The following is a 24,077-nucleotide window of genomic DNA, read 5'->3' on the forward strand; positions in this document are numbered from 1 at the left end:
TGCCGGGCGATTGTAGGCATTCACCTGCCGATGTCCAGTCTTGTACGCTGGCGCAGAAAGACGACGTGCGGAAGTCTGGACTTGCTCATGCGCTCTTCGTAGACTGCTGGCACCGGCCTCAGCCTTGAGTTAATAGGGAATCCAGTGTGAATCTGGAGCTGACGCGCAGCGGTAAGGAATGTCAGGGTGATTGCAATTGCAGACACTGTCCTGCGGGATGGGAAGTCATCACCTGCTATGATTCCCAGCCCGAAGACCTGCCGGTGTGACGTCGCCACTCTTACAATCATCGCGTGCTATCGATTGTATGCCTGCGGCATCCTTTTTCTTTTGGATGCGATAAAAATGAGTAAAACAAAAGCCTCGCTGTTTGCCTTCAGCGCAACGGCGATTTCCCTCTGGGCGCAAAATGGCTTTGCGCAGGGTAATGATGATACGCAAATCGTGACCGCCAATCGTTTTCAACAGCCAGTGTCGTCGGTGCTGGCCCCGACGACCGTGGTTACGCGTGAAGAGATTGATCGCTGGCAGTCCAAAAGCCTCATTGATGTCATGCGGCGTTTGCCGGGGGTGGATATTGCTCAAAACGGTGGGCTGGGTCAATTAAGCTCCATGTTTATTCGTGGAACCAATTCCAGCCATGTTCTTGTGCTGATCGACGGTATTCGTCTTAACCAGGCTGGGATTTCGGGTTCTTCCGATCTCAGCCAGATCCCGCTGTCGCTGGTGCAACGAATCGAATACATCCGGGGTGCACGTTCGGCGGTTTATGGTTCAGATGCCATCGGCGGCGTCGTGAATATTATTACGGGCCGCGATAAGCCCGGCACCACGCTGACCGCAGGTGTGGGTTCTAACGGCTATCAGGCATACGATGGGTCCACCCAGCAGCGGCTGGGTGAGGCGACCACAGCCACTCTGGCGGGGAATTATACCTATACCAAAGGGTATGATGTGGTGGCTAACCTGCCTGATGCCTTTAGCGCGGCCCAGCCTGACCGTGATGGTTTTATGAGTAAAACCCTCTTTGGCACGGTGGAGCACCAATTTAACGATCAATTTAGTGGTTTTGTCCGTGGCTATGGTTTTGACAACCGCACTGCCTACGATGGACAGCAGGTATCTTTCGATCCCAATGCGTTTGTTGATACTCGCCAACTCTACAGTCAAAGCTGGGATAGCGGCTTGCGCTTCAATCAGGGCATCTATTCAACGCAGTTGGTGGCCAGTTACAGCCATACCAAAGACATTAACTACAGCCCTCAACTGGGGCGATATGACAGTACCGCGACCTTTGATGACATTGAGCAGTATAACGTGCAATGGGGCAACACATTGCAAGCAGAGCACGGCACCTTCAGCGGCGGCGTCGACTGGCAAAAAGAAGCGACTCAGCCCGGTACAAACTTCCTGAGTGAGGGCTACGAACAGCGCAACACTGGCCTTTACGCGACGACCCAACAAAAATTTGGCGATGTGACGCTGGAAGGCGCACTTCGTGGGGATGACAATAGCCAGTTTGGCTGGCATACCACATGGCAGACAGCCGCAGCCTGGGAATTTGTAGAAGGTTATCGTGTCTTTGCCAACTATGGCACGGCATTTAACGCCCCTAATTTTGGACAGCTATACAGTGGCTTTGGCGGTAACCCGGATCTCAACCCAGAGAAAAGCAAACAATGGGAAGGGGGTTTTGAAGGCCTGACAGGCCCGGTTAACTGGCGAGTGTCGGGATACCGCAATGATATTGATGATTTGATCTCCTATACCAATAATCGCTATTACAATGTCAACCAGGCCCGGATAAAAGGCGTTGAAACAACGGCATCTTTTGATACTGGCGTGCTCTCTCATTCATTATCTTTTGACTATCTTGATGCTCGCGATGCGACGACAAATCAATGGCTGGCTCGTCGGGCAAAAGAACAGTTTAAATATCAGCTGGATTTAACGCTGTATGATTTCGACTGGTCAGTGAGTTATCAGTATCTTGGCCAGCGTTACGACACCAATTTCAACACGCTTGAAACGGTAAAGCTGGGCGGTGTCAGCCTGTGGGATCTCGCCGTATCGTATCCGGTCACATCACATCTGACCGTTCGTGGTAGAATCGCCAACCTGTTCGATAAAGATTACGAGACAGCGTATGGCTATCAGACTCCAGGAAGAGAGTATTACCTCAGCGGAAGCTACAGCTTCTGACCTGCGCCCGACTGTGCTGGTGTTTGACTCCGGCGTCGGCGGGCTTTCTGTCTATGATGAGGTTCGGCAACTTCTGCCGGACCTGCACTATCTTTATGCGTTCGACAACGCCGGTTTTCCCTACGGAGAGAAAACCGAGACCTTTATTGTCGAGCGCGTCGTGGCGATTGTTGATGCCATTACCCGCCGTCATCCCATTTCCCTGGTCATCATCGCCTGCAATACCGCCAGCACCGTGACACTGCCCGCCTTACGTGAGCGATTTGCCTTTCCTGTCGTCGGCGTAGTGCCTGCGATTAAACCTGCTGCGCGTCTAACGCGTAATGGTGTCGTGGGGCTGCTTGCAACGCGCGCGACGGTTCGTCGCTCGTATACGCATGAGCTGGTGTCGCAGTTTGCCAAAACCTGCAAGATTGAAATGTTGGGTTCAGCCGAACTGGTTGAGCTGGCTGAGGCCAAACTGCATGGCGAAGAGGTGTCGATAGATGAAATCAGGCGCATTGTGCAACCCTGGTTACGTATGGCGGAGCCGCCGGACACAGTGGTGTTAGGCTGTACGCACTTTCCTTTACTGCGCGATGAGCTGCAGCAGATCCTGCCGGAAGGGACGCGTTTAATTGATTCTGGGGCAGCCATAGCCAGACGAACGGCCTGGCTACTGGAAAATGAAGCCCCTGAAGTCCGATCGTCACTGCAAAACGTGGCGTTTTGTACCGAGCTGGATGGCGAAGCGGTGCAATTGTCACCGGTTTTGCAGCGTTATGGCTTCCCATTGCTTGAAAAACTGGCGCTTTAGAAGGTTTTCGTTGAAAAAAACAGCACTCGGAAAATTTATTGAAATTAGCCCTTGTCAGCCGAAAAGAACTCCCTATAATGCGCCTCCACTGACACGGCACAACGGAATACGAAGCGCCGGGTTAAGTAAGGTTCAGAACGATTCGAACCGGTCAGTTAAGCAAAAATAAGTGCTTGACTGATAAAGCGGAAAGCGTAATATATGCAGCCCGCGCCACAGAGAAGTGTGGCACTGCTCTTTAACAATTTATCAGACAATCTGTGTGGGCACTCGCAGGATTGATATCAGCGTCTCCGGACGTAAAAAATATCAAAGCCTCACGAGTGAACACATAATGAAATTCATTATGACGTTTTACAGATGAGCACCGCTGAACTTGTTTCAGCAAATCAAACTTAAATTGAAGAGTTTGATCATGGCTCAGATTGAACGCTGGCGGCAGGCCTAACACATGCAAGTCGGACGGTAGCACAGAGAGCTTGCTCTCGGGTGACGAGTGGCGGACGGGTGAGTAATGTCTGGGGATCTGCCCGATAGAGGGGGATAACCACTGGAAACGGTGGCTAATACCGCATAACGTCGCAAGACCAAAGAGGGGGACCTTCGGGCCTCTCACTATCGGATGAACCCAGATGGGATTAGCTAGTAGGCGGGGTAACGGCCCACCTAGGCGACGATCCCTAGCTGGTCTGAGAGGATGACCAGCCACACTGGAACTGAGACACGGTCCAGACTCCTACGGGAGGCAGCAGTGGGGAATATTGCACAATGGGCGCAAGCCTGATGCAGCCATGCCGCGTGTATGAAGAAGGCCTTCGGGTTGTAAAGTACTTTCAGCGGGGAGGAAGGCGATGTGGTTAATAACCGCGTCGATTGACGTTACCCGCAGAAGAAGCACCGGCTAACTCCGTGCCAGCAGCCGCGGTAATACGGAGGGTGCAAGCGTTAATCGGAATTACTGGGCGTAAAGCGCACGCAGGCGGTCTGTTAAGTCAGATGTGAAATCCCCGGGCTTAACCTGGGAACTGCATTTGAAACTGGCAGGCTTGAGTCTCGTAGAGGGGGGTAGAATTCCAGGTGTAGCGGTGAAATGCGTAGAGATCTGGAGGAATACCGGTGGCGAAGGCGGCCCCCTGGACGAAGACTGACGCTCAGGTGCGAAAGCGTGGGGAGCAAACAGGATTAGATACCCTGGTAGTCCACGCCGTAAACGATGTCGACTTGGAGGTTGTTCCCTTGAGGAGTGGCTTCCGGAGCTAACGCGTTAAGTCGACCGCCTGGGGAGTACGGCCGCAAGGTTAAAACTCAAATGAATTGACGGGGGCCCGCACAAGCGGTGGAGCATGTGGTTTAATTCGATGCAACGCGAAGAACCTTACCTACTCTTGACATCCACGGAATTTGGCAGAGATGCCTTAGTGCCTTCGGGAACCGTGAGACAGGTGCTGCATGGCTGTCGTCAGCTCGTGTTGTGAAATGTTGGGTTAAGTCCCGCAACGAGCGCAACCCTTATCCTTTGTTGCCAGCGATTCGGTCGGGAACTCAAAGGAGACTGCCGGTGATAAACCGGAGGAAGGTGGGGATGACGTCAAGTCATCATGGCCCTTACGAGTAGGGCTACACACGTGCTACAATGGCGCATACAAAGAGAAGCGACCTCGCGAGAGCAAGCGGACCTCATAAAGTGCGTCGTAGTCCGGATCGGAGTCTGCAACTCGACTCCGTGAAGTCGGAATCGCTAGTAATCGTGGATCAGAATGCCACGGTGAATACGTTCCCGGGCCTTGTACACACCGCCCGTCACACCATGGGAGTGGGTTGCAAAAGAAGTAGGTAGCTTAACCTTCGGGAGGGCGCTTACCACTTTGTGATTCATGACTGGGGTGAAGTCGTAACAAGGTAACCGTAGGGGAACCTGCGGTTGGATCACCTCCTTACCTGAAGATACTTTCCCGCGAAGTGCTCACACAGATTGTCTGATAGAAAGTCACGAGCAGAAAAAACCTCTACAGGCTTGTAGCTCAGGTGGTTAGAGCGCACCCCTGATAAGGGTGAGGTCGGTGGTTCAAGTCCACTCAGGCCTACCAAATTTCTTCTTATGCTGCGTTATGCGCGCGGTCGTTTACAGACGTAAACGTCCCTTCCGCATGCCTTGCCTGAGACGAAATGGCATCCTTCTTGATGAAGGATGTTTACTCGGTTGAGTGGTAGTAGTGGTCTCTGCAGTAACTGTATGGGGCTATAGCTCAGCTGGGAGAGCGCCTGCCTTGCACGCAGGAGGTCAGCGGTTCGATCCCGCTTAGCTCCACCATACTCACTACTGTATTTTTTCTGAAAATACTTCAGAGCGTACCGGCAACGGTGTGCTGCGAAGTATTCTGCTCTTTAACAATCCGGAACAAGCTGAAAATTTGAAACGACGCATTGTCGTGTTCCTCCGTAATAAGGAACACAGTACAACGCGTTCGAGTCTCTCAAAAGCTTACAGCTTACAAGCTAACTGTGAAGCCGTTACGGTAAAACAGATAAACGCCTGTGGGTTGTGAGGTTAAGCGACTAAGCGTACACGGTGGATGCCCTGGCAGTCAGAGGCGATGAAGGGCGTGCTAATCTGCGATAAGCGCCGGTAAGGTGATATGAACCGCTACAACCGGCGATACCCGAATGGGGAAACCCAGTGTGTTCCGACACACTATCATGCAGTGAATACATAGCTGTATGAGGCGAACCGGGGGAACTGAAACATCTAAGTACCCCGAGGAAAAGAAATCAACCGAGATTCCCCCAGTAGCGGCGAGCGAACGGGGAGGAGCCCAGAACCATCACCAGCTTGTGCATCAGTGGAAGCGTCTGGAAAGTCGCAGGGTACAGGGTGATACTCCCGTACACAAAGGTGCACAGGCTGTGAGTTCGATGAGTAAGGCGGGACACGTGGTATCCTGTCTGAATATGGGGGGACCATCCTCCAAGGCTAAATACTCCTGACTGACCGATAGTGAACCAGTACCGTGAGGGAAAGGCGAAAAGAACCCCGGCGAGGGGAGTGAAACAGAACCTGAAACCGTGTACGTACAAGCAGTGGGAGCCTTCTTTATGGGGGTGACTGCGTACCTTTTGTATAATGGGTCAGCGACTTATATTCTGTAGCAAGGTTAACCGTATAGGGGAGCCGCAGGGAAACCGAGTCTTAACTGGGCGTTAAGTTGCAGGGTATAGACCCGAAACCCGGTGATCTAGCCATGGGCAGGTTGAAGGTTGGGTAACACTAACTGGAGGACCGAACCGACTAATGTTGAAAAATTAGCGGATGACCTGTGGCTGGGGGTGAAAGGCCAATCAAACCGGGAGATAGCTGGTTCTCCCCGAAAGCTATTTAGGTAGCGCCTCGTGAACTCATCTCCGGGGGTAGAGCACTGTTTCGGCTAGGGGGCCATCCCGGCTTACCAACCCGATGCAAACTGCGAATACCGGAGAATGTTATCACGGGAGACACACGGCGGGTGCTAACGTCCGTCGTGAAGAGGGAAACAACCCAGACCGCCAGCTAAGGTCCCAAAGTCATGGTTAAGTGGGAAACGATGTGGGAAGGCCCAGACAGCCAGGATGTTGGCTTAGAAGCAGCCATCATTTAAAGAAAGCGTAATAGCTCACTGGTCGAGTCGGCCTGCGCGGAAGATGTAACGGGGCTAAACCATGCACCGAAGCTGCGGCAGCGACACTATGTGTTGTTGGGTAGGGGAGCGTTCTGTAAGCCGTCGAAGGTGTGCTGTGAGGCATGCTGGAGGTATCAGAAGTGCGAATGCTGACATAAGTAACGATAAACAAGGTGAAAAACCTTGTCGCCGGAAGACCAAGGGTTCCTGTTCAACGTTAATCGGAGCAGGGTGAGTCGACCCCTAAGGCGAGGCCGAAAGGCGTAGTCGATGGGAAACAGGTTAATATTCCTGTACTTGGTGTTACTGCGAAGGGGGGACGGAGAAGGCTATATCAGCCGGGCGACGGTTGTCCCGGTTTAAGCGTGTAGGTGTGTGTTCCAGGCAAATCCGGTTCACTTTACACTGAGGCGTGACGACGAGGCACTACGGTGCTGAAGTGATAAATGCCCTGCTTCCAGGAAAAGCCTCTAAGCATCAGGTAACACAAAATCGTACCCCAAACCGACACAGGTGGTCAGGTAGAGAATACCAAGGCGCTTGAGAGAACTCGGGTGAAGGAACTAGGCAAAATGGTGCTGTAACTTCGGGAGAAGGCACGCTGGCGCGTAGGTGAAGGGACTTGCTCCCGGAGCTGAAGCCAGTCGAAGATACCAGCTGGCTGCAACTGTTTATTAAAAACACAGCACTGTGCAAACACGAAAGTGGACGTATACGGTGTGACGCCTGCCCGGTGCCGGAAGGTTAATTGATGGGGTTATCCGCAAGGAGAAGCTCTTGATCGAAGCCCCGGTAAACGGCGGCCGTAACTATAACGGTCCTAAGGTAGCGAAATTCCTTGTCGGGTAAGTTCCGACCTGCACGAATGGCGTAATGATGGCCAGGCTGTCTCCACCCGAGACTCAGTGAAATTGAAATCGCTGTGAAGATGCAGTGTACCCGCGGCAAGACGGAAAGACCCCGTGAACCTTTACTACAGCTTGACACTGAACACTGAGCCTTGATGTGTAGGATAGGTGGGAGGCTTTGAAGCGTGGACGCCAGTCTGCGTGGAGCCGGCCTTGAAATACCACCCTTTAATGTTTGGTGTTCTAACGTAGGCCCGTAATCCGGGCTGCGGACAGTGTCTGGTGGGTAGTTTGACTGGGGCGGTCTCCTCCCAAAGCGTAACGGAGGAGCACGAAGGTTGGCTAATCCTGGTCGGACATCAGGAGGTTAGTGCAATGGCATAAGCCAGCTTGACTGCGAGAGTGACGGCTCGAGCAGGTGCGAAAGCAGGTCATAGTGATCCGGTGGTTCTGAATGGAAGGGCCATCGCTCAACGGATAAAAGGTACTCCGGGGATAACAGGCTGATACCGCCCAAGAGTTCATATCGACGGCGGTGTTTGGCACCTCGATGTCGGCTCATCACATCCTGGGGCTGAAGTAGGTCCCAAGGGTACGGCTGTTCGCCGTTTAAAGTGGTACGCGAGCTGGGTTTAGAACGTCGTGAGACAGTTCGGTCCCTATCTGCCGTGGGCGCTGGAGAATTGAGGGGGGTTGCTCCTAGTACGAGAGGACCGGAGTGAACGCACCGCTGGTGTCCGGGTTGTCACGCCAGTGGCACTGCCCGGTAGCTAAGTGCGGAAAAGATAAGTGCTGAAAGCATCTAAGCACGAAACTTGCCCCGAGATGAGTTCTCCCTGAGCCTTTAAGGCTCCTGAAGGGACGTTGAAGACGACGACGTTGATAGGCCGGGTGTGTAAGCGCAGCGATGCGTTGAGCTTACCGGTACTAATGACCCGTGAGGCTTAACCTTACAACGCCAGAGGCGTTTTGGTTGAGAGACGATTTAAATTTTCAGCATTGTTTACCGGATAAAACCGTGCGGCCTGCGAGGGCGGTGCGGGAAACAGAATTTGCCTGGCGGCTGTAGCGCGGTGGTCCCACCTGACCCCATGCCGAACTCAGAAGTGAAACGCCGTAGCGCCGATGGTAGTGTGGGGTCTCCCCATGCGAGAGTAGGGAACTGCCAGGCATCAAATTGAAGGACCTGCACGTAACCTCGGGCAGTTCACTACTCAGTAGAGTAGGACAAAAGCGAATGCTTTTGAACGCTGCGAAGCAGCGGCCCGAAGGGTGAATCACAGCGTGATTCATAAACTGCCAGGCATCAAATTAAGACCAGTACGCTGGTCATGACCTTACCGGTGACGCGGAAGGGCGATATACCTGATATCAGAACGTTTTTCTGACGTCAGTACAGAATCGGTGGAGCGGTAGTTCAGTTGGTTAGAATACCTGCCTGTCACGCAGGGGGTCGCGGGTTCGAGCCCCGTCCGTTCCGCCACCCTTTTTAGGGGCGTAGTTCAATTGGTAGAGCACCGGTCTCCAAAACCGGGTGTTGGGGGTTCGAGTCCCTCCGCCCCTGCCAGAAAGAGAAAAATCCTTTGCTTCGGCGAAGGATTTTTTTTTGCCTGCAGAAAAGTGAAAAAGAAAACCAGCCAGCAGATACTGGCCCAATCCTCTTTGACTTCCCCCTGTTTTTAATTAGGTACCACAGGAAACTTTAACAGCTGACGGATGTACGTTTGCTGATCGCTGTTTTGTAACCACACAGCATAAAGAGGGCGAACGGCTACAGAAGTATCAGGCATTAACATCAGATCGCTGTAAAGGCTTTGCCAGAAATCAGGTAGAAACGCACATGCACCTGTCGTATGAAGCAACTCACGCGTCACCTGAGCGGATGTGGTTGTTAACACGGGCACATCGTCACCGCCAGAGAGATAGCTTTGATGCTGATGAAAGTCGGCTCCCCATTCCAGTTTTATATAATCATATTTTTCACGCTTGTCTGTCTGTCGTGAGCGAAACAGCGCCAGTGAAATATGACCGATCTGCTGACTGGTTAACTCATCCATCTTCGGCGCTTCAGTGGTGATTAATAAATCCAGCTGACGTTCGTGAAGCTGCTTAACCAGTAAATGGCGTTGTGCCACACGCGCTTCCAGATGGAGGCTCTCACGGTTCTCATAGAGCGTCTGAAGCCAGGGTGTTAAATACGCCTCCCATAACGAGGCACTGGCACCAATGGAGAGCTCGTGGTGCTGCTGCGTATGCGACACTTCTTTCTTGGCCATCAGCCACGTATTCATCAGGCTTTCCGCATAGGGCAGCAGCCGCTCACCTGCGGAGGTCAGACGGATATTGTTACGATGTCGGGTAAAAAGATTAACACCAAGCTGATTTTCTAACTGGCGGATGCGAAAACTGACAGCAGACTGCGTTAAGTAAAGTGCTTCTGCAGCGCGCCCGAAATGGCGAGTTCTGCTCACTTCCAGGAAAGTTTTCAGTAATTCCGTATCCACAGCGTTCTCCCAAAATTTGTTTGTCGTATAGATTTAAATGTTTTGTTTTACACTCTGTCAAGCCTATCTAATACTCCGCGCCATAAATAGCACGGCCATAAGAGAAACAGGAGCGTGTAACATGGCGGAAAGCTTCTCAACGGAAAATCGTTTCTTTGACAACAAACATTACCCACGCGGTTTTTCGCGACATGGTGACTTTACGATTAAAGAAGCACAGCTACTTGAACGTCACGGCGTAGCGTTTAATGAGCTGGACCTCGCCAAGCGTGAGCCAGCGACAGAAGAAGAGCGTCTGTTCATTGAGGTTTGTCGTGGCGTGCGTGAGCCACAAACGGAAGCAGAACGTGTATGGTCCAAATACATGACACGTATTAAGCGTCCTAAGCGTTTTCACACGCTGTCAGGCGGTAAACCACAGATGGATACCGTTGAAGACTACACCGAAAGCGACGATTAACGAGAAGGGGTGAAAGCCCCTTTTTACTGCAAGCTTTTGTGCAAATAGATCATCAGTCGGTCAATGCTTCGATAGCTTACGGCCTCCTGAAGATGATGACGTCCAATCACCTCTTCCCCCGCTAAATCGGCCACCGTGCGCGCCACTTTCAGGATACGTTGCCACGCCCTCACCGATAAGCCCAGCTGATTTAAAACAGACTCAAGCCACCGTGCATCCGACGGCGAAATCTGACACCACTGTAGTACATCTGAATTAGCCAACTGCGCATTAATCTTCCCTGAGCGCGCCATCTGTACCTGACGCGCGGCAAAAACGCGCTCACGCACTTCTGCAGAGCTTTCCCCTGCCTGCCGTTGCTGACTCAGCATTCCTGCAGGAAGCAGCGGAACTTCCAGTGACAGATCAAAGCGATCCAGGAAAGGACCAGAAAGTTTACTGAGATAGCGTAAAACCTGCTGTGGCGACGTACGGTTATGTTGTCCCTGATAGTGTCCGGTTGGGCTGGGATTCATTGCTGCGATTAACTGAAAGCGTGCGGGATAAACGACGTTGGCCCTGGCCCGCGAAATGGCCACTTCGCCGGACTCAATGGGTTCACGTAACGCGTCCAGCACGCTGCGCTGAAACTCAGGCAGTTCGTCCAGAAACAGCACGCCGTTATGTGCCAGCGAGATTTCTCCGGGTCGTGGTAACGCACCGCCCCCGATAAGGGCATACAGCGAAGCGCTGTGATGAGGGGCTCTAAAAGGCCGCTTACGCCATCGCAGATGTAATGGAGATGTCTGGCTCAGGCTGGCGATGGCGGCGCACTCCAGGGCTTCCTGATCGCTTAACGGCGGCATGATACCGGGTAAGCGTGTGGCGAGCATGGTCTTACCGGTTCCCGGCGGACCGATCAGCAACAGATTATGTCCACCTGCAGCGGTAATCTCCAGGGCACGCCGTCCCTGCTCCTGACCCACAATATCGCGAAGATCTTCGGTAATGCCGTCATCATCTTTAACATGAGCGGTTGCGGTCGCTAACTCACACTTACCGTGCAAAAAGGCACAAATCTCGATCAAATGTGCGGCGACTAAAGTCGCGCCCTGACGTATCAATCCCACATCAGGCTGGTTTTCAGCAGAGAGCACCAGCTGCCGGCCGGCTCCTGTCGCAGCCAGTGCCGCCGGAATGGCGCCTTTAACGCCACACAGGCCACCGTTAAGCGCCAGCTCACCCAGAAACTCGTAGTGGTTGAGCCTGTCCGCAGGAAGCTGCTCAGAGGCCACCAGAATGGCGATAGCCATAGGCAAATCATAGCGGCCGCCTTCTTTGGGTAAATCTGCCGGGCCTAAGTTGATGGTGATACGTCGGGCAGGGAAGTCAAAACCGCTGTTGATAATGGCACTGCGTACGCGTTCACGCGCCTCTTTCACGGTCGTTTCAGGCAACCCTACCAACGTGAGGGCGGGCAATCCGTTACTGATATGTACTTCAATCGTCACCAGCGGCGCTTCAACACCGATGGCTGCCCGTGTCAGCACCTTTGACAATGACATAGCGGCCCCCAAATGCGGCCATTCTGTACCCGGAATTCAGGTGTAGCGAAGCCCAGAACAAGGAAATGTATGTCGCCCAGCAAACTTTTTATCTGCCATACATCGGGTTTCACATTTTGCAGAAGCAGACTGTGAAATCGTCAAAATGCAATGAGCGGCCTTTTTTTGTCCGGAACCCCGGATGATAAAATAATCTTTTAATAACAATTCGATAATGAATACGGTAAACCTGCGTGATTAAAAAACCTGATAAAAAATATTGTAATTAGAGAGGTAACTATGATAACTCTGTAGGCATTACTTCGAACGAGTTAAAGAATCGAATACGTTATGAAAGCCCTTCTACTAGTGATTAGCCTTGTCGTGATTAGCGTGGTGGTGATTATTAACCCACTGTGCGGGGCAACGCTTGGAGCAAGAAAGGCTTAAAAATCAAGCCAGAACTCTAAAAAACCCCCCGCACCGAAAGGTCCGGGGGTTTTTTTTGACCTGGCAAAAACTCAGTAAATCTGCAAGGAACAAACAATGAACAGTAGCATAAAATTCTGTTGTTCCCCTCGGAATACAGGAGAATAGCGATGACAGGTGCACAATGGGTAGTTCAGGCTTTACGCGCACAGGGCGTTGATATCGTATTTGGCTATCCTGGTGGCGCGATCATGCCAGTATACGATGCGCTATACGACGGCGGCGTTGAACACCTGTTGTGCCGTCATGAGCAGGGCGCGGTAATGGCCGCAATCGGCTATGCCCGTTCAACCGGCAAAACCGGCGTTTGCATCGCAACCTCTGGCCCCGGCGCGACGAATCTGATCACCGGTCTTGCCGACGCCATGATGGACTCTGTTCCGGTCGTCGCCTTAACCGGGCAGGTCGCCTCTGCGTTCATCGGCACGGATGCATTCCAGGAAATCGATGTTCTTGGCCTGTCATTAGCCTGCACGAAACACAGCTTTATGGTTGAGTCTCTGGACGAGTTGCCTTCCGTCATGGCCGAAGCCTTCGCTATTGCCCAGTCAGGCCGCCCCGGTCCTGTATTAGTGGATATCCCGAAAGATATCCAGATGGCAAAAGGCGAGCCTTCGCCGCAGTTGATGCCGGTCGAAGAAGTGATGTCGATGCCGCACCAGGCCATTGTTGAAGCGCGCGCCATGATGGCTCAGGCTAAAAAGCCGATATTCTATGTGGGCGGCGGTGTAGGGATGGCGCAGGCCGTGCCGGCGCTGCGCGCGCTGATGCAGGAGACCGGCATCCCTGCTGTCGCCACGCTGAAAGGCCTGGGAAGTGTTGACGCCCACAGCGAAGGCTATCTGGGCATGCTGGGCATGCACGGTACTAAGGCCGCAAACCTTGCCGTGCAGTCCTGTGACCTGTTGATTGCCGTTGGCGCGCGTTTTGACGACCGCGTCACCGGTAAACTGGATACGTTTGCCCCGCTGGCCAGCGTGATTCATCTGGATGTTGATCCCGCAGAACTGAACAAGTTGCGCCGTGCGCATGTTTCACTGCAGGGCGATCTTAACCATGTCCTGCCAGCCTTGAGCCAGCCTTTACAGATTCAGACATGGCGTGACGAAGTCGCCGCCCTGAAAGCCCAGCATGCATGGCGCTACGATCATCCCGGCGAAGCGATCTATGCGCCGTTATTATTGAAACAACTGTCCGACCGCAAGCCTGCTAAAACCGTGATCACGACCGACGTCGGCCAGCACCAGATGTGGGCGGCCCAGCATATCTCCTGTGACGCGCCTGAAGATTTCATCACCTCCAGCGGATTAGGCACCATGGGCTTTGGGCTGCCCGCGGCGATCGGTGCGCAGGTTGCGCGTCCCAACGATACGGTTATCTGCGTCTCGGGCGATGGCTCGATCATGATGAACATTCAGGAGCTGGGCACCATCAAGCGTGGCAAGCTGCCTGTAAAAATTCTGCTGCTGGACAACCAGCGTTTAGGCATGGTGCGCCAGTGGCAGCAACTGTTTTTTGATGGTCGCTACAGTGAAACCATCCTGACTGATAATCCCGACTTCCTTACGCTGGCCAGCGCGTTTGATATCCCAGGCCAGCGAATCACCCGTAAAGATCAGGTCGACGCCGCACTCGATGCTCTGCTGAGCAGTGAAGGACCTTACTTCCTGCATGTTTCAATCGATGAGCATGAAAACGTCTGGCCATTGGTACCGCCTGGTGCCAGCAACGCCAACATGATGGAGAAAACCGTATGAACCAGCATCAATTGTCTATCGAAGCGCGCTTTCGACCTGAAATATTGGAACGTATTTTACGTGTGGTACGCCATCGTGGTTTTCAGGTGTGTTCCATGAACATGGCCACCGTGGCTAACACTGAAAACATTAATATCGAAATGACCGTTGCCAGCCAGCGCTCTGTCGATTTACTGTCTTCCCAGCTAAGAAAACTGATGGATGTCGCCTGCGTCCAGACTCAACAACAGACATCACAACAAATACGCGCGTAGTCGCTATAGGAAATAATAATGAGCACGAAGAAAGCAGACTTTATTTGGTTCAACGGCGAAATGGTTAAGTGGGAAGAGGCAAAAGTCAGCGTGATGTCTCACGCTTTGCACTACGGCACATCGGTATTTGAAGGCGTTCGCTGCTATGACTCCCATAAAGGGCCGGTTGTATTCCGTCACCGTGAGCACATGCAGCGCCTGCACGATTCCGCCAAAATCTACCGTTTCCCAATCAAACACAGCGTTGATGAACTGATGGAAGCCTGCCGTGAAGTCATTCGCGTCAACAACCTGAAAAGCGCCTATATCCGCCCGCTGGCTTTCGTCGGTGATGTGGGACTGGGCGTGAACCCGCCGGATGGCTTTACGACCGACGTGATCATTGCGGCCTTCCCGTGGGGCGCTTATCTGGGTGCTGAAGCGCTGGAAAACGGTATTGATGCGATGGTTTCTTCATGGAACCGTGTTGCGCCCAATACGCTGCCAACCGCGGCGAAAGCAGGCGGCAACTACCTTTCCTCACTGTTAGTGGGCAGCGAAGCGCGCCGCCATGGTTATCAGGAAGGCATTGCACTGGACACCAATGGCCTGATCTCAGAAGGCGCAGGCGAAAACCTGTTTGAAGTGAAAGACGGTGTGCTGTTTACCCCGCCGTTTACCTCATCTGCACTGCCGGGCATCACCCGCGATGCCATTATTACGCTGGCGCGTGATATGGGCATCGAAGTACGTGAACAGACGCTGTCCCGTGAGTCGCTCTATCTGGCTGATGAAGTCTTTATGTCTGGCACCGCAGCTGAAATTACCCCAGTGCGTAGCGTTGACCGCATTCAGGTTGGCGCAGGCAAATGCGGCCCCGTCACCAAACGCGTTCAGCAGGCCTTCTTCGGCCTGTTCACCGGCGAGACTGAAGACAAATGGGGCTGGCTGGACCCGGTTAACGCATAACCAGACCTGCGCGGATGTCGCTGGATGTCCGCGAACTTATTTTCACTGGAGTAAAGAGCATGCCTAAGTACCGTTCCGCTACCACCACCCACGGCCGCAACATGGCCGGTGCCCGTGCCCTCTGGCGCGCAACAGGAATGACCGACGATGATTTCGGCAAACCGATTATCGCCGTCGTGAACTCCTTCACCCAGTTTGTGCCGGGCCACGTTCACCTGCGTGATCTGGGTAAGCTGGTTGCCGAGCAAATCGAAGCGGCTGGTGGCGTGGCCAAAGAGTTCAACACGATAGCGGTGGATGACGGTATTGCCATGGGCCATGGCGGCATGCTGTATTCTCTGCCTTCCCGGGAACTGATTGCTGACTCCGTCGAGTACATGGTGAATGCGCACTGTGCCGATGCCATGGTCTGCATCTCTAACTGCGACAAAATCACCCCCGGCATGTTGATGGCGTCACTGCGCCTTAACATTCCGGTTATCTTTGTGTCCGGCGGCCCGATGGAAGCCGGTAAAACCAAGCTCTCCGATCAGATCATCAAGCTGGATCTGGTGGATGCCATGATCCAGGGCGCTAACCCGAACGTCAGCGATGCCGACAGCGAGCAGATTGAACGCTCCGCCTGTCCGACCTGCGGCTCCTGTTCAGGCATGTTCACTGCAAACTCCATGAACTGCCTGACCGAAGCGCTGGGCCTGTCGCAACCGGGTAACGGTTCCCTGCTGGCCACTCACGCCGACCGTAAAGAACTGTTTATCAACGCCGGTAAGCGCATCGTGAGCCTGACCAAACGCTATTACGAGCAGGACGATGCCAACATGCTGCCGCGTAACATTGCCACTAAGGCTGCGTTTGAAAATGCCATGACGCTGGATATCGCCATGGGCGGCTCCACCAACACCGTGCTGCACTTGCTGGCTGCCGCGCAGGAAGGCGAGATCGACTTCAATATTTCTGATATCGATCGCCTGTCGCGCAAAGTGCCTCAGCTGTGCAAAGTCGCACCCAGTACCCCGAAATATCACATGGAAGATGTGCACCGCGCCGGTGGCGTGATCGGTATTCTCGGCGAGTTGGATCGTGCCGGACTGATTGACACCAGCGCACGCAACATCCTGCAGCAAAGCATGCGTGAAACGATCGATCAGTACGACATCATGCTGACCCAGGACCAGGCCGTGAAGGACATGTTCCGCGCGGGCCCGGCCGGTATCCGCACCACCCAGGCGTTCTCACAGAATTGCCGTTGGGATACGCTGGATGATGACCGTACTGAAGGCTGTATCCGTACGCGCGAAAACGCCTATTCTCAGGATGGCGGTCTGGCCGTGCTGTACGGCAACATCGCCGAAGATGGCTGTATCGTGAAAACGGCGGGCGTCGATAAAGAGATTCTGACCTTCAGCGGCCCGGCCAAAGTGTATGAAAGCCAGGATGACGCAGTAGAAGCCATCCTCGGTGGCAAAGTGGTGGCAGGTGACGTGGTTGTGATTCGCTACGAAGGGCCAAAAGGCGGACCGGGCATGCAGGAAATGCTGTATCCCACCACCTACCTGAAATCGATGGGGCTGGGTAAGAGCTGTGCCCTGATCACCGACGGTCGCTTCTCTGGCGGTACCTCTGGCCTCTCCATTGGTCATGCCTCACCCGAGGCAGCTAATGGCGGCACCATCGCGCTGGTTAAAGATGGCGATACCATTGAAATTGATATTCCTAACCGCGGCATCAAGCTGGCCGTGCCGGATAATGAACTGCACGCGCGCCGTGAAGAGCAGGAAGCACGTGGCGATGCCGCTTACACGCCGATGAACCGTCAGCGCGAAGTGTCGTTTGCCCTGCGCGCCTATGCATCGCTTGCCACCAGTGCCGACAAAGGTGCCGTGCGCGATAAGAGTAAGCTGGGAGGCTAAAATGGCTGAGGCTCAACCGCTACCCGAGGCGCCCTGCGGCGCCGAGTATTTGCGCGCTGTATTGCGTTCACCGGTATACGAAGTGGCACAGGTTACCCCACTGCAGAAGATGGAAAAAATCTCTGCGCGACTGGGCAATACCATTCTGGTCAAGCGAGAAGATCGCCAGCCGGTGCACAGTTTTAAACTGCGCGGTGCTTACGCGATGATTGCCGGACTTAACGAAGAGCAGAAAGCACGCGGCGTCGTCACCGCGTCTGCGGGTAACCATGCTCAGGGCGTTGCCTTATCCGCCACGAAGCTGGGCATCAAGTCGCTGATCGTGATGCCGCTTGCCACTGCCGACATTAAGGTGGATGCCGTGCGTGCATTTGGCGGAGAAGCCTTTCTGTTTGGTGCCAACTTTGATGAGGCAAAAGCTAAAGCTATCGAGTTAGCGACGCAGCAGGGTTACACCTTTGTCCCACCGTTTGACCATCCGGCGGTTATTGCCGGACAGGGTACGCTGGCGATGGAACTGCTGCAGCAGGACGCCCATCTCGATCGGGTCTTTGTCCCGGTGGGCGGCGGCGGTCTGGCTGCCGGTGTGGCCGTCCTGATCAAACAGCTGATGCCGCAAATCAAAGTGATTGCCGTAGAGTCAGAGGATTCAGCCTGCCTGAAGGCAGCGCTGGACGCCGGTGAGCCGGTAGATTTACCGCGCGTGGGATTATTTGCCGAAGGTGTGGCGGTGAAACGCATCGGTAATGAAACCTTCCGCCTGTGTCAGGAATTTCTCGACGATATCGTCACCGTGGACAGCGATGCGATCTGCGCGGCCATGAAAGATCTGTTTGAAGATGTGCGCGCCGTGGCGGAGCCTTCAGGGGCGCTGGCGCTGGCAGGCATGAAGAAATACGTTCAGCAGCATGACATCAAAGGCGAGCGCCTGGCGCACGTGTTGTCGGGTGCTAACGTTAACTTCCATGGCTTGCGCTATGTTTCTGAACGCTGCGAGCTGGGTGAACAACGTGAAGCGCTTCTGGCCGTCACCATACCGGAACAGCAGGGCAGTTTCCTGAAGTTCTGCCAGACGCTGGGTGGTCGCTCGATTACCGAATTCAACTATCGCTATGCCGACACCGACAAAGCCTGCATCTTTGTGGGGGTGCGCCTGACGCGCGGGATGGAAGAGCGAGCAGAGATCATTAGTCAGTTAACGGAAAACGGCTATCAGGTGGTGGATCTGTCTGACGATGAGATGGCGAAGCTGCATGTGCGTTACATGGTGGGCGGACGGCCTTCCAAGCCGCTGCGTGAGCGTTTGTTTAGCTTTGAATTCCCGGAAGCGCCCGGTGCGTTGCTCAAATTTCTGCAAACGCTGGGCACGCACTGGAATATCTCGTTGTTCCATTACCGCAGCCACGGCACGGATTATGGTCGGGTGCTCACGGCGTTTGAGCTCGGCAGCGATGAGCCACGTTTTGAAGAGCACCTTACCGACCTGGGCTATGATTTCCACGACGAAACCCATAACCCGGCGTTCCGCTTTTTCCTGGCCGGTCAGTAACTACAACTGATGCCAGAACGCACTGATAAGCGGCTCCCCGAGCCGCTTTTTTTGTACGCAAACTCCCAGCTCCAGTGGTGCAACGGACTCCACGTTCTCCAGCGGTAACACCCGGTTACGTACCGGCTCAGGGCTGTTTTCCAGCACCACATCCGGCAACAGGGCAATGCCACAGCCAAGCGCCACCATGGAAACGATCGCTTCATGGCCCGCAACCGTGGCGTAAATCAACGGGTTAACAATGCGGTGACGACGAAACCACAGCTCAATGGCCCGACGAACCGGCCCCTGCTCGGGCAAAATAAACGGAATCTGCGTCCAGTCAGGTGCCTCTTCCGTTGCCTGACTGCGTACCGGGCAGGGCATCGCAGGCGCAATCAGCCCCAGCGGCAGCAGCCCCAGCGTGGTGAAGTCGATGCTGGCCGGTAGCGACTCAGGCCGGCCCGCGATAGCCAGGTCTGCATTGCCCGACTGCACCGTTTCAATCGCATCCGCCGCATCGCCGGTGGTGAGTTTGATTTCGACCTGAGGATGCTCGGCGCGAAAGCGATCCAGAATAGGGGGCAGATGGCTGTACGCGGCGGTCACCGAGCAAAACAGGCGCAGTTCACCACTAAGTGAAGGACCATTGAGATCCATAGCATGGCGCAATTGTTGATACTGCAGTAAGGTTTGTTGGGCAAACAGCTTAAGTCTTTCGCCCGCTTCGGTGAGCGCCACGGTGCGGTTATCGCGCAGAAATAAGGCGTGGCCCACATCCTCTTCCAGGCGTTGGATCTGGCGCGACAGCGTGGAAGGGCTGACGTGCATGGCGCGTGCGGTGCGGCCAAAATGGCAGCTTTCTGCCAGATGCAAAAACAATTTGAGATCGCGTAAATCCATAGGGGGTCCACCTCAGGACGGCATTGCAATTATTGCAATGTAACGTTGTTAATATATCAATTTAAGCAACAGAAATCCTGTCATATGATGGGGTCATTCGCGGCGCTGAACCTTATGCCGTCATCAGACAAAAGCAAACACAACATTTAACCGGAGTACCCATGGCTAATTACTTCAATACACTGAATCTGCGCAACCAGTTAGCGCAACTGGGCAAATGTCGTTTTATGGGGCGTGACGAATTCGCGGATGGCGCCAGCTTCCTGAAAGGCAAAAAGATTGTGATTGTGGGCTGTGGTGCTCAGGGTCTGAATCAGGGCCTGAACATGCGTGATTCGGGTCTGGATGTGTCCTATACGCTGCGTGCAGAAGCCATCGCTGAAAAACGTGCCTCATTCCGTAAAGCGACAGAAAATGGTTTTAAAGTTGGCACTTACGAAGAACTGATTCCACAGGCGGACCTGGTGGTCAACCTGACGCCGGACAAACAGCACTCCGCCGTTGTTCAGGCTGTACAGCCACTGATGAAAGACGGTGCCGCGCTGGGCTATTCACACGGTTTCAACATTGTTGAAGTGGGCGAAACCATCCGTAAAGACATCACCGTCGTGATGGTTGCGCCGAAGTGCCCCGGCACCGAAGTGCGTGAAGAATACAAGCGTGGTTTCGGTGTTCCGACGCTGATCGCGGTTCACCCGGAAAACGATCCAAAAGGTGAAGGCATGGCGATCGCCAAAGCCTGGGCTTCTGCCACCGGTGGCGACCGTGCTGGCGTGCTGGAATCCTCTTTCGTTGCGGAAGTGAAATCTGACCTGATGGGTGAGCAGACCATTCTATGCGGCATGCTGCAGGCCGGTTCTCTGCTGTGCTTCGACAAGCTGGTGGCAGAAGGTCACGATGCGGCATACACCGAAAAACTGATTCAGTTTGGCTGGGAAACCATCACCGAATCCCTGAAGTTTGGTGGCATTACGCTGATGATGGATCGCCTGTCGAATCCGGCCAAACTGCGTGCTTACGCGCTGTCTGAGCAGCTGAAAGGCATCATGGCCCCTCTGTTCCAGAAGCACATGGATGACATCATTTCCGGCGATTTCTCTGCGGGCATGATGGCCGACTGGGCTAACGACGATAAGAAACTGCTGACCTGGCGCGAAGAGACCGGTAAAACTGCGTTCGAAACCGCACCTCAGTTCGATGGCAAAATCGAAGAGCAGGAGTACTACGATAAAGGCGTTGTCATGGTTGCGATGGTCAAAGCGGGCGTTGAGCTGGCATTTGAAACAATGGTTGATGCAGGCATCATCGAAGAGTCGGCTTACTACGAATCGCTGCATGAGCTGCCGCTGATTGCCAACACCATTGCCCGTAAGCGCCTGTACGAAATGAACGTGGTGATTTCTGATACCGCTGAGTACGGTAACTACCTGTTCTCCTTCGCGGCCGTTCCACTGCTGAAAGAGTTCATGACCACGCTGCAGCCGGGCGATCTGGGCAAAGCCATTGAAGGCACTCAGGTGGATAACGCACAGCTGCGCGACGTTAACGAGGCCGTTCGTCAGCATCCTATCGAGCAGGTAGGTCGCAAACTGCGTGGCTACATGACGGATATGAAACGCATCGCGGTTGCGGGCTAAGCCGCACCGCCACTGTTTTCAGCAAAACAGCACATGCAAAAAGGGCGCAGCCATCTGGCTGCGCCCTTTTTATGTATTAAGCCTGCGGCTTGTTATGAAAATTCAGGTATGAAAAAAGTTAACAGGATGGCTCTGACACGATCACTGGGGGTAATAAACTTTTATAGCCAAAGACACGGCGCCCGAAGAAAATCAAAAGCAAGCCAAACACTAATGCGGCAACCAGAATAATGCTAATGATTTGCAGCGGCATAAAATGCCCGGACAGCAGCGATACCACAGCCCCACTCGCCGGTACTGAACACATGTTCATCAAGCCAATAATTCCCATGGTTTTCCCTAAATGTTCTTTAGGAATGACCTGGCTTCTCAACGTGCGCAAATAAACACTGAATGCACCGTCAAAAGCCATCAGCACAGCATAGCCTGCCAGATACATTGCGTAATCAACGGACAGCGACATTATGGCACCCGCAAGAATCATGGCGCAAAACGAAAATGTTCCCAACGTGGACAAACCAAAGCGGCTGGCAAACCTGGGAACAAAGAAGAATGCCACGATAGTGACGAGAGCTGCTGTTGTCTGCAAGGCGCCAAAGTAGCGATCGGACAGGTTGAACTCTTTTAAAATGACCGCTGCGCTCACGACCAGTGCCGCGCCGTAAACCAGATTCACGACCCAGGTCAGGGCGCAAAGATGCAGCAGTATTTTGTTTTTCTTGAGCACGTGCAATGCCGTTCGGTTAGATGCCAGTAAGGTATGAAACCCTAGCTTTTCCGTCACCTCTAGATCGTGTGTTTCCAAAAAAAGATAATTAATAGCCGAAATGGCAAACAGAACAGCTGCGACGATCAAAATGCTGTCGATGCCGCCCCACGAAGAAATCGCAACCGCGATAGCAGGCCCCAATACCATAGTGATTTGATCGACGCCCTGGAGCATGGAGTGGGCTTTCGGCAAGGCTTCACTGGACAAATGACGAGGCAAGAGGGCATCCGTGGCCACAAAGTTGAGTACATAGGCTACAGACAACAAAGCCATCATCGCGGCCAGGGCCGGAAAAGTTGACCCCGGATACCAGTAAAGAAGGGCGAAGACGGCCCCCATCAGTAAGGCACGAAGAGCATCGACATTGAAAAAGATGAAACGGGGCTTGATGCGGTCAGCCATAAATCCCGATAACGGGAAGAAAATAATGCGTGGCAGCCATTCAATGACAAAGGCCAGGGATGAAAGCGTAAGCGACCCTGTCGCCTTGAGAATAGCCAGAGGAACAGCAAACAGTAAGAACTGATCGCACAACGCGCCGACAAAACGGGAAAAAACGAAGCGCTTTAAACCGAAGTTTTCAGCAGACATAAGGGTACTCCTGCTTGAAAGCCGCTTTGCAGCGGCTCAAAAATAATTACGCCTGGCGTAAGGTAAAGAGCGTAGTCGCCAGGTCATCCGCTGTGCGTAGATGCTCATTAAAACCGGTTTCCGGTTTCCGGCTGGGCCAAAAAAACTCTACCGATCCCTCACGTGTTTTCCAGGACTCGAGCTTCTTCGATGTATCCAGCGGTTTTGCGGTGATCTGCATATTCACAATGTGATCAGGAAGGCTGGCAGGAAGTGTCACTTTCTCAATTGTACCGACAGGCGCTTTTATAAAGGCCACCGCACTCAGGCCTTTCGGCACTAAAGGTTCTGCAAGAGGTTTAAGGGCGTTTAAATGGCTTGCTACATGCAGCTCATAAGGATTAATGCCATAGCTCCGTTCAACCAGATCCATAATCGTGTCGCCGCCGGTGCGGGCACCCACTTCAATGATTTTGATCTCTCCGGCGGGGGTAATTCGCGCTTCAAAATGCGCCACGCCATAATGAATGCCCAGGGCATGACAGGCGCGCTCCGCGATATCCCGCAACTGTGGGTTACTGGCATGAACGGAAGGGACACTGTGCCCCACTTCAACAAAATGAGGTTCCTCGCCCAGGTATTTATCCGTTACCGCAATAGCTTTGTGGTAGTCACCTTGATTTATTACCTCGACGCTGACTTCCTGAAGGGAGGGAATGTACTCTTCCACCTGGAACAGGTCTTCGGGAGCATAGGATTCACCGTTAAGTGAGATGACGTCAGCCACACTTCTGGCAAAGCTCGGTTCAATCTCCTCTTCACGGGTAATCTTCAGAACACCAAGACTACCTGCCATTTCACGGGGCTTAATAACGACAGGCAGCCCAATATCACGAATATGGTGTCTGAGTTCTTCCAGCGTACTGAATGCGGCAAAACGTGGCACCGGTAATCCGGCCTTCTCCAGCAGTTGCTTCATGACAAACTTGTCACGGCAATTATGAATAGTCTGACGACTATTACCGTGAAGCTGATAATGTTCAGCCACCAGACTGGCGGCGCGGACAGTGAAATCATTCATGGGGATAGCCGCGGCGGGTTTGCATCCGGTTGAGGCCTCATGGGCTTTTACCGCATCCAATACGGCGTTTTCATCGGCGACATCACCTGACAAATAGCCGTCAAAAAATTTGATTGCGGCACTGGTACGATTTTTTGCCATGGTGAGCACCTGCATTCCGCCTGCTGCGCGCAGTGCACCGGCTAATACACGTTCACGAAGGGAAAACTCGCCGCCTAAGATTAATATATAACGCTTATCCATGT

The 24,077-nt window shown here is 53.5% G+C and carries 15 protein-coding genes, 4 tRNA genes, 3 rRNA genes and 1 riboswitch; of the genes, 17 read left to right on the plus strand and 5 right to left on the minus strand.

Annotated features, from left to right (window positions below; translation table 11 throughout):
• The first annotated feature begins 96 nt into the window (after positions 1-96).
• Positions 97-279, plus strand: a riboswitch (cobalamin riboswitch).
• A gap of 66 nt (positions 280-345) precedes the next feature.
• The 9 genes from btuB to PAGR_RS01055 all read left to right on the plus strand — a co-directional run bounded on the left by btuB (position 346) and on the right by PAGR_RS01055 (position 9,066).
• On the plus strand, positions 346-2,202 hold the full coding sequence (gene btuB, locus PAGR_RS01015; RefSeq protein WP_013027671.1) for a TonB-dependent vitamin B12 receptor BtuB: 1,857 nt from the start codon (positions 346-348) through the stop codon (positions 2,200-2,202).
• Positions 2,147-2,998 (plus strand): glutamate racemase, encoded by an 852-nt coding sequence (gene murI, locus PAGR_RS01020; protein ID WP_013027670.1) that lies wholly within the window; start codon positions 2,147-2,149, stop codon positions 2,996-2,998. The genes btuB and murI overlap by 56 nt, the downstream gene beginning before the upstream one ends.
• Before the next feature lie 397 nt (positions 2,999-3,395).
• Positions 3,396-4,935: ribosomal RNA gene (locus PAGR_RS01025) — 16S ribosomal RNA — on the plus strand.
• Positions 4,936-5,008: 73 nt separating this feature from the next.
• A tRNA-Ile gene (locus PAGR_RS01030) sits at positions 5,009-5,085 on the plus strand.
• A 148-nt stretch (positions 5,086-5,233) separates the two neighbouring features.
• A tRNA-Ala gene (locus PAGR_RS01035) sits at positions 5,234-5,309 on the plus strand.
• A gap of 235 nt (positions 5,310-5,544) precedes the next feature.
• Positions 5,545-8,451 (plus strand): 23S ribosomal RNA (locus PAGR_RS01040).
• Positions 8,452-8,554: 103 nt separating this feature from the next.
• Positions 8,555-8,670: ribosomal RNA gene (gene rrf, locus PAGR_RS01045) — 5S ribosomal RNA — on the plus strand.
• The 16S, 23S and 5S rRNA genes sit together here with 4 tRNA genes alongside, the layout of an rRNA operon.
• A 235-nt stretch (positions 8,671-8,905) precedes the next feature.
• A tRNA-Asp gene (locus tag PAGR_RS01050) sits at positions 8,906-8,982 on the plus strand.
• An 8-nt stretch (positions 8,983-8,990) separates the two neighbouring features.
• Positions 8,991-9,066 (plus strand) — tRNA-Trp (locus PAGR_RS01055).
• Between the two features lie 112 nt (positions 9,067-9,178).
• Here PAGR_RS01055 and hdfR read toward each other — a convergent pair.
• A complete protein-coding gene (gene hdfR / locus PAGR_RS01060) occupies positions 9,179-10,003 on the minus strand; it encodes an HTH-type transcriptional regulator HdfR (protein ID WP_014604774.1) in 825 nt (274 codons plus the stop codon).
• A 121-nt stretch (positions 10,004-10,124) separates the two neighbouring features.
• Here hdfR and PAGR_RS01065 point away from each other — a divergent pair, with 121 nt between their 5' ends.
• Positions 10,125-10,463, plus strand: a complete 339-nt coding sequence (locus tag PAGR_RS01065) for a MaoP family protein (protein WP_006121163.1) — start codon at positions 10,125-10,127, stop codon at positions 10,461-10,463.
• A gap of 23 nt (positions 10,464-10,486) precedes the next feature.
• Here PAGR_RS01065 and PAGR_RS01070 read toward each other — a convergent pair whose 3' ends face one another.
• The gene (locus tag PAGR_RS01070; RefSeq protein ID WP_014604775.1) at positions 10,487-12,007 is read right to left on the minus strand and encodes a YifB family Mg chelatase-like AAA ATPase; all 1,521 of its coding nucleotides are present in this window, start codon (positions 12,005-12,007) and stop codon (positions 10,487-10,489) included.
• A gap of 330 nt (positions 12,008-12,337) precedes the next feature.
• On the opposite strand from PAGR_RS01070, the gene ilvL reads away from it, so the two are divergent.
• From ilvL to ilvA, 6 genes are all read left to right on the plus strand, one after another.
• A complete protein-coding gene (gene ilvL / locus PAGR_RS22875) occupies positions 12,338-12,436 on the plus strand; it encodes an ilv operon leader peptide (protein WP_071785161.1) in 99 nt (32 codons plus the stop codon).
• A gap of 149 nt (positions 12,437-12,585) precedes the next feature.
• Positions 12,586-14,232, plus strand: a complete 1,647-nt coding sequence (gene ilvG, locus PAGR_RS01075; protein WP_014604776.1) for an acetolactate synthase 2 catalytic subunit — start codon at positions 12,586-12,588, stop codon at positions 14,230-14,232.
• Positions 14,229-14,486, plus strand: a complete 258-nt coding sequence (gene ilvM / locus PAGR_RS01080; RefSeq protein WP_013027665.1) for an acetolactate synthase 2 small subunit — start codon at positions 14,229-14,231, stop codon at positions 14,484-14,486. The genes ilvG and ilvM overlap by 4 nt, the downstream gene beginning before the upstream one ends.
• Before the next feature lie 18 nt (positions 14,487-14,504).
• Positions 14,505-15,434 (plus strand): branched-chain amino acid transaminase, encoded by a 930-nt coding sequence (locus tag PAGR_RS01085; RefSeq protein ID WP_014604777.1) that lies wholly within the window; start codon positions 14,505-14,507, stop codon positions 15,432-15,434.
• Between the two features lie 59 nt (positions 15,435-15,493).
• On the plus strand, positions 15,494-17,344 hold the full coding sequence (gene ilvD, locus PAGR_RS01090; protein WP_014604778.1) for a dihydroxy-acid dehydratase: 1,851 nt from the start codon (positions 15,494-15,496) through the stop codon (positions 17,342-17,344).
• 1 nt (position 17,345) lies between these two features.
• Complete coding sequence (ilvA, locus tag PAGR_RS01095; RefSeq protein ID WP_014604779.1) at positions 17,346-18,893, plus strand: threonine ammonia-lyase, biosynthetic; 1,548 nt, start codon at positions 17,346-17,348, stop codon at positions 18,891-18,893.
• Here the strand turns inward: ilvA and ilvY are convergent, their stop codons facing one another.
• Positions 18,894-19,775 (minus strand): HTH-type transcriptional activator IlvY, encoded by an 882-nt coding sequence (gene ilvY, locus PAGR_RS01100; RefSeq protein WP_014604780.1) that lies wholly within the window; start codon positions 19,773-19,775, stop codon positions 18,894-18,896.
• A gap of 161 nt (positions 19,776-19,936) precedes the next feature.
• On the opposite strand from ilvY, the gene ilvC reads away from it, so the two are divergent.
• Positions 19,937-21,412: a ketol-acid reductoisomerase gene (ilvC, locus tag PAGR_RS01105; RefSeq protein WP_013027660.1), complete on the plus strand. Its 1,476-nt coding sequence runs from the start codon at positions 19,937-19,939 to the stop codon at positions 21,410-21,412.
• A 118-nt stretch (positions 21,413-21,530) separates the two neighbouring features.
• Here the strand turns inward: ilvC and PAGR_RS01110 are convergent, their stop codons facing one another.
• The gene (locus PAGR_RS01110; protein ID WP_013027659.1) at positions 21,531-22,772 is read right to left on the minus strand and encodes an MFS transporter; all 1,242 of its coding nucleotides are present in this window, start codon (positions 22,770-22,772) and stop codon (positions 21,531-21,533) included.
• Between the two features lie 46 nt (positions 22,773-22,818).
• Positions 22,819-24,075 (minus strand): ATP-grasp domain-containing protein, encoded by a 1,257-nt coding sequence (locus PAGR_RS01115; RefSeq protein ID WP_013027658.1) that lies wholly within the window; start codon positions 24,073-24,075, stop codon positions 22,819-22,821.
• Between the last annotated feature and the right edge of the window lie 2 nt (positions 24,076-24,077).

The organism is Pantoea ananatis PA13, assembly GCF_000233595.1.
GTDB lineage: Bacteria > Pseudomonadota > Gammaproteobacteria > Enterobacterales > Enterobacteriaceae > Pantoea > Pantoea ananatis.

Bases quoted from the DNA above. Each gene is read 5' to 3' on its own strand.
- ilvM (WP_013027665.1), top strand. From the start codon at position 14,229: ATGAACCAGCATCAATTGTCTATCGAAGCGCGCTTTCGACCTGAAATA.
- ilvL (WP_071785161.1), top strand. From the start codon at position 12,338: ATGAAAGCCCTTCTACTAGTGATTAGCCTTGTCGTGATTAGCGTGGTG.
- ilvC (WP_013027660.1), top strand. From the start codon at position 19,937: ATGGCTAATTACTTCAATACACTGAATCTGCGCAACCAGTTAGCGCAA.
- PAGR_RS01115 (WP_013027658.1), bottom strand. From the start codon at position 24,075: ATGGATAAGCGTTATATATTAATCTTAGGCGGCGAGTTTTCCCTTCGT.
- btuB (WP_013027671.1), top strand. From the start codon at position 346: ATGAGTAAAACAAAAGCCTCGCTGTTTGCCTTCAGCGCAACGGCGATT.
- ilvG (WP_014604776.1), top strand. From the start codon at position 12,586: ATGACAGGTGCACAATGGGTAGTTCAGGCTTTACGCGCACAGGGCGTT.
- murI (WP_013027670.1), top strand. From the start codon at position 2,147: ATGGCTATCAGACTCCAGGAAGAGAGTATTACCTCAGCGGAAGCTACA.
- ilvA (WP_014604779.1), top strand. From the start codon at position 17,346: ATGGCTGAGGCTCAACCGCTACCCGAGGCGCCCTGCGGCGCCGAGTAT.
- PAGR_RS01065 (WP_006121163.1), top strand. From the start codon at position 10,125: ATGGCGGAAAGCTTCTCAACGGAAAATCGTTTCTTTGACAACAAACAT.
- PAGR_RS01085 (WP_014604777.1), top strand. From the start codon at position 14,505: ATGAGCACGAAGAAAGCAGACTTTATTTGGTTCAACGGCGAAATGGTT.
- ilvD (WP_014604778.1), top strand. From the start codon at position 15,494: ATGCCTAAGTACCGTTCCGCTACCACCACCCACGGCCGCAACATGGCC.
- ilvY (WP_014604780.1), bottom strand. From the start codon at position 19,775: ATGGATTTACGCGATCTCAAATTGTTTTTGCATCTGGCAGAAAGCTGC.
- PAGR_RS01070 (WP_014604775.1), bottom strand. From the start codon at position 12,007: ATGTCATTGTCAAAGGTGCTGACACGGGCAGCCATCGGTGTTGAAGCG.
- PAGR_RS01110 (WP_013027659.1), bottom strand. From the start codon at position 22,772: ATGTCTGCTGAAAACTTCGGTTTAAAGCGCTTCGTTTTTTCCCGTTTT.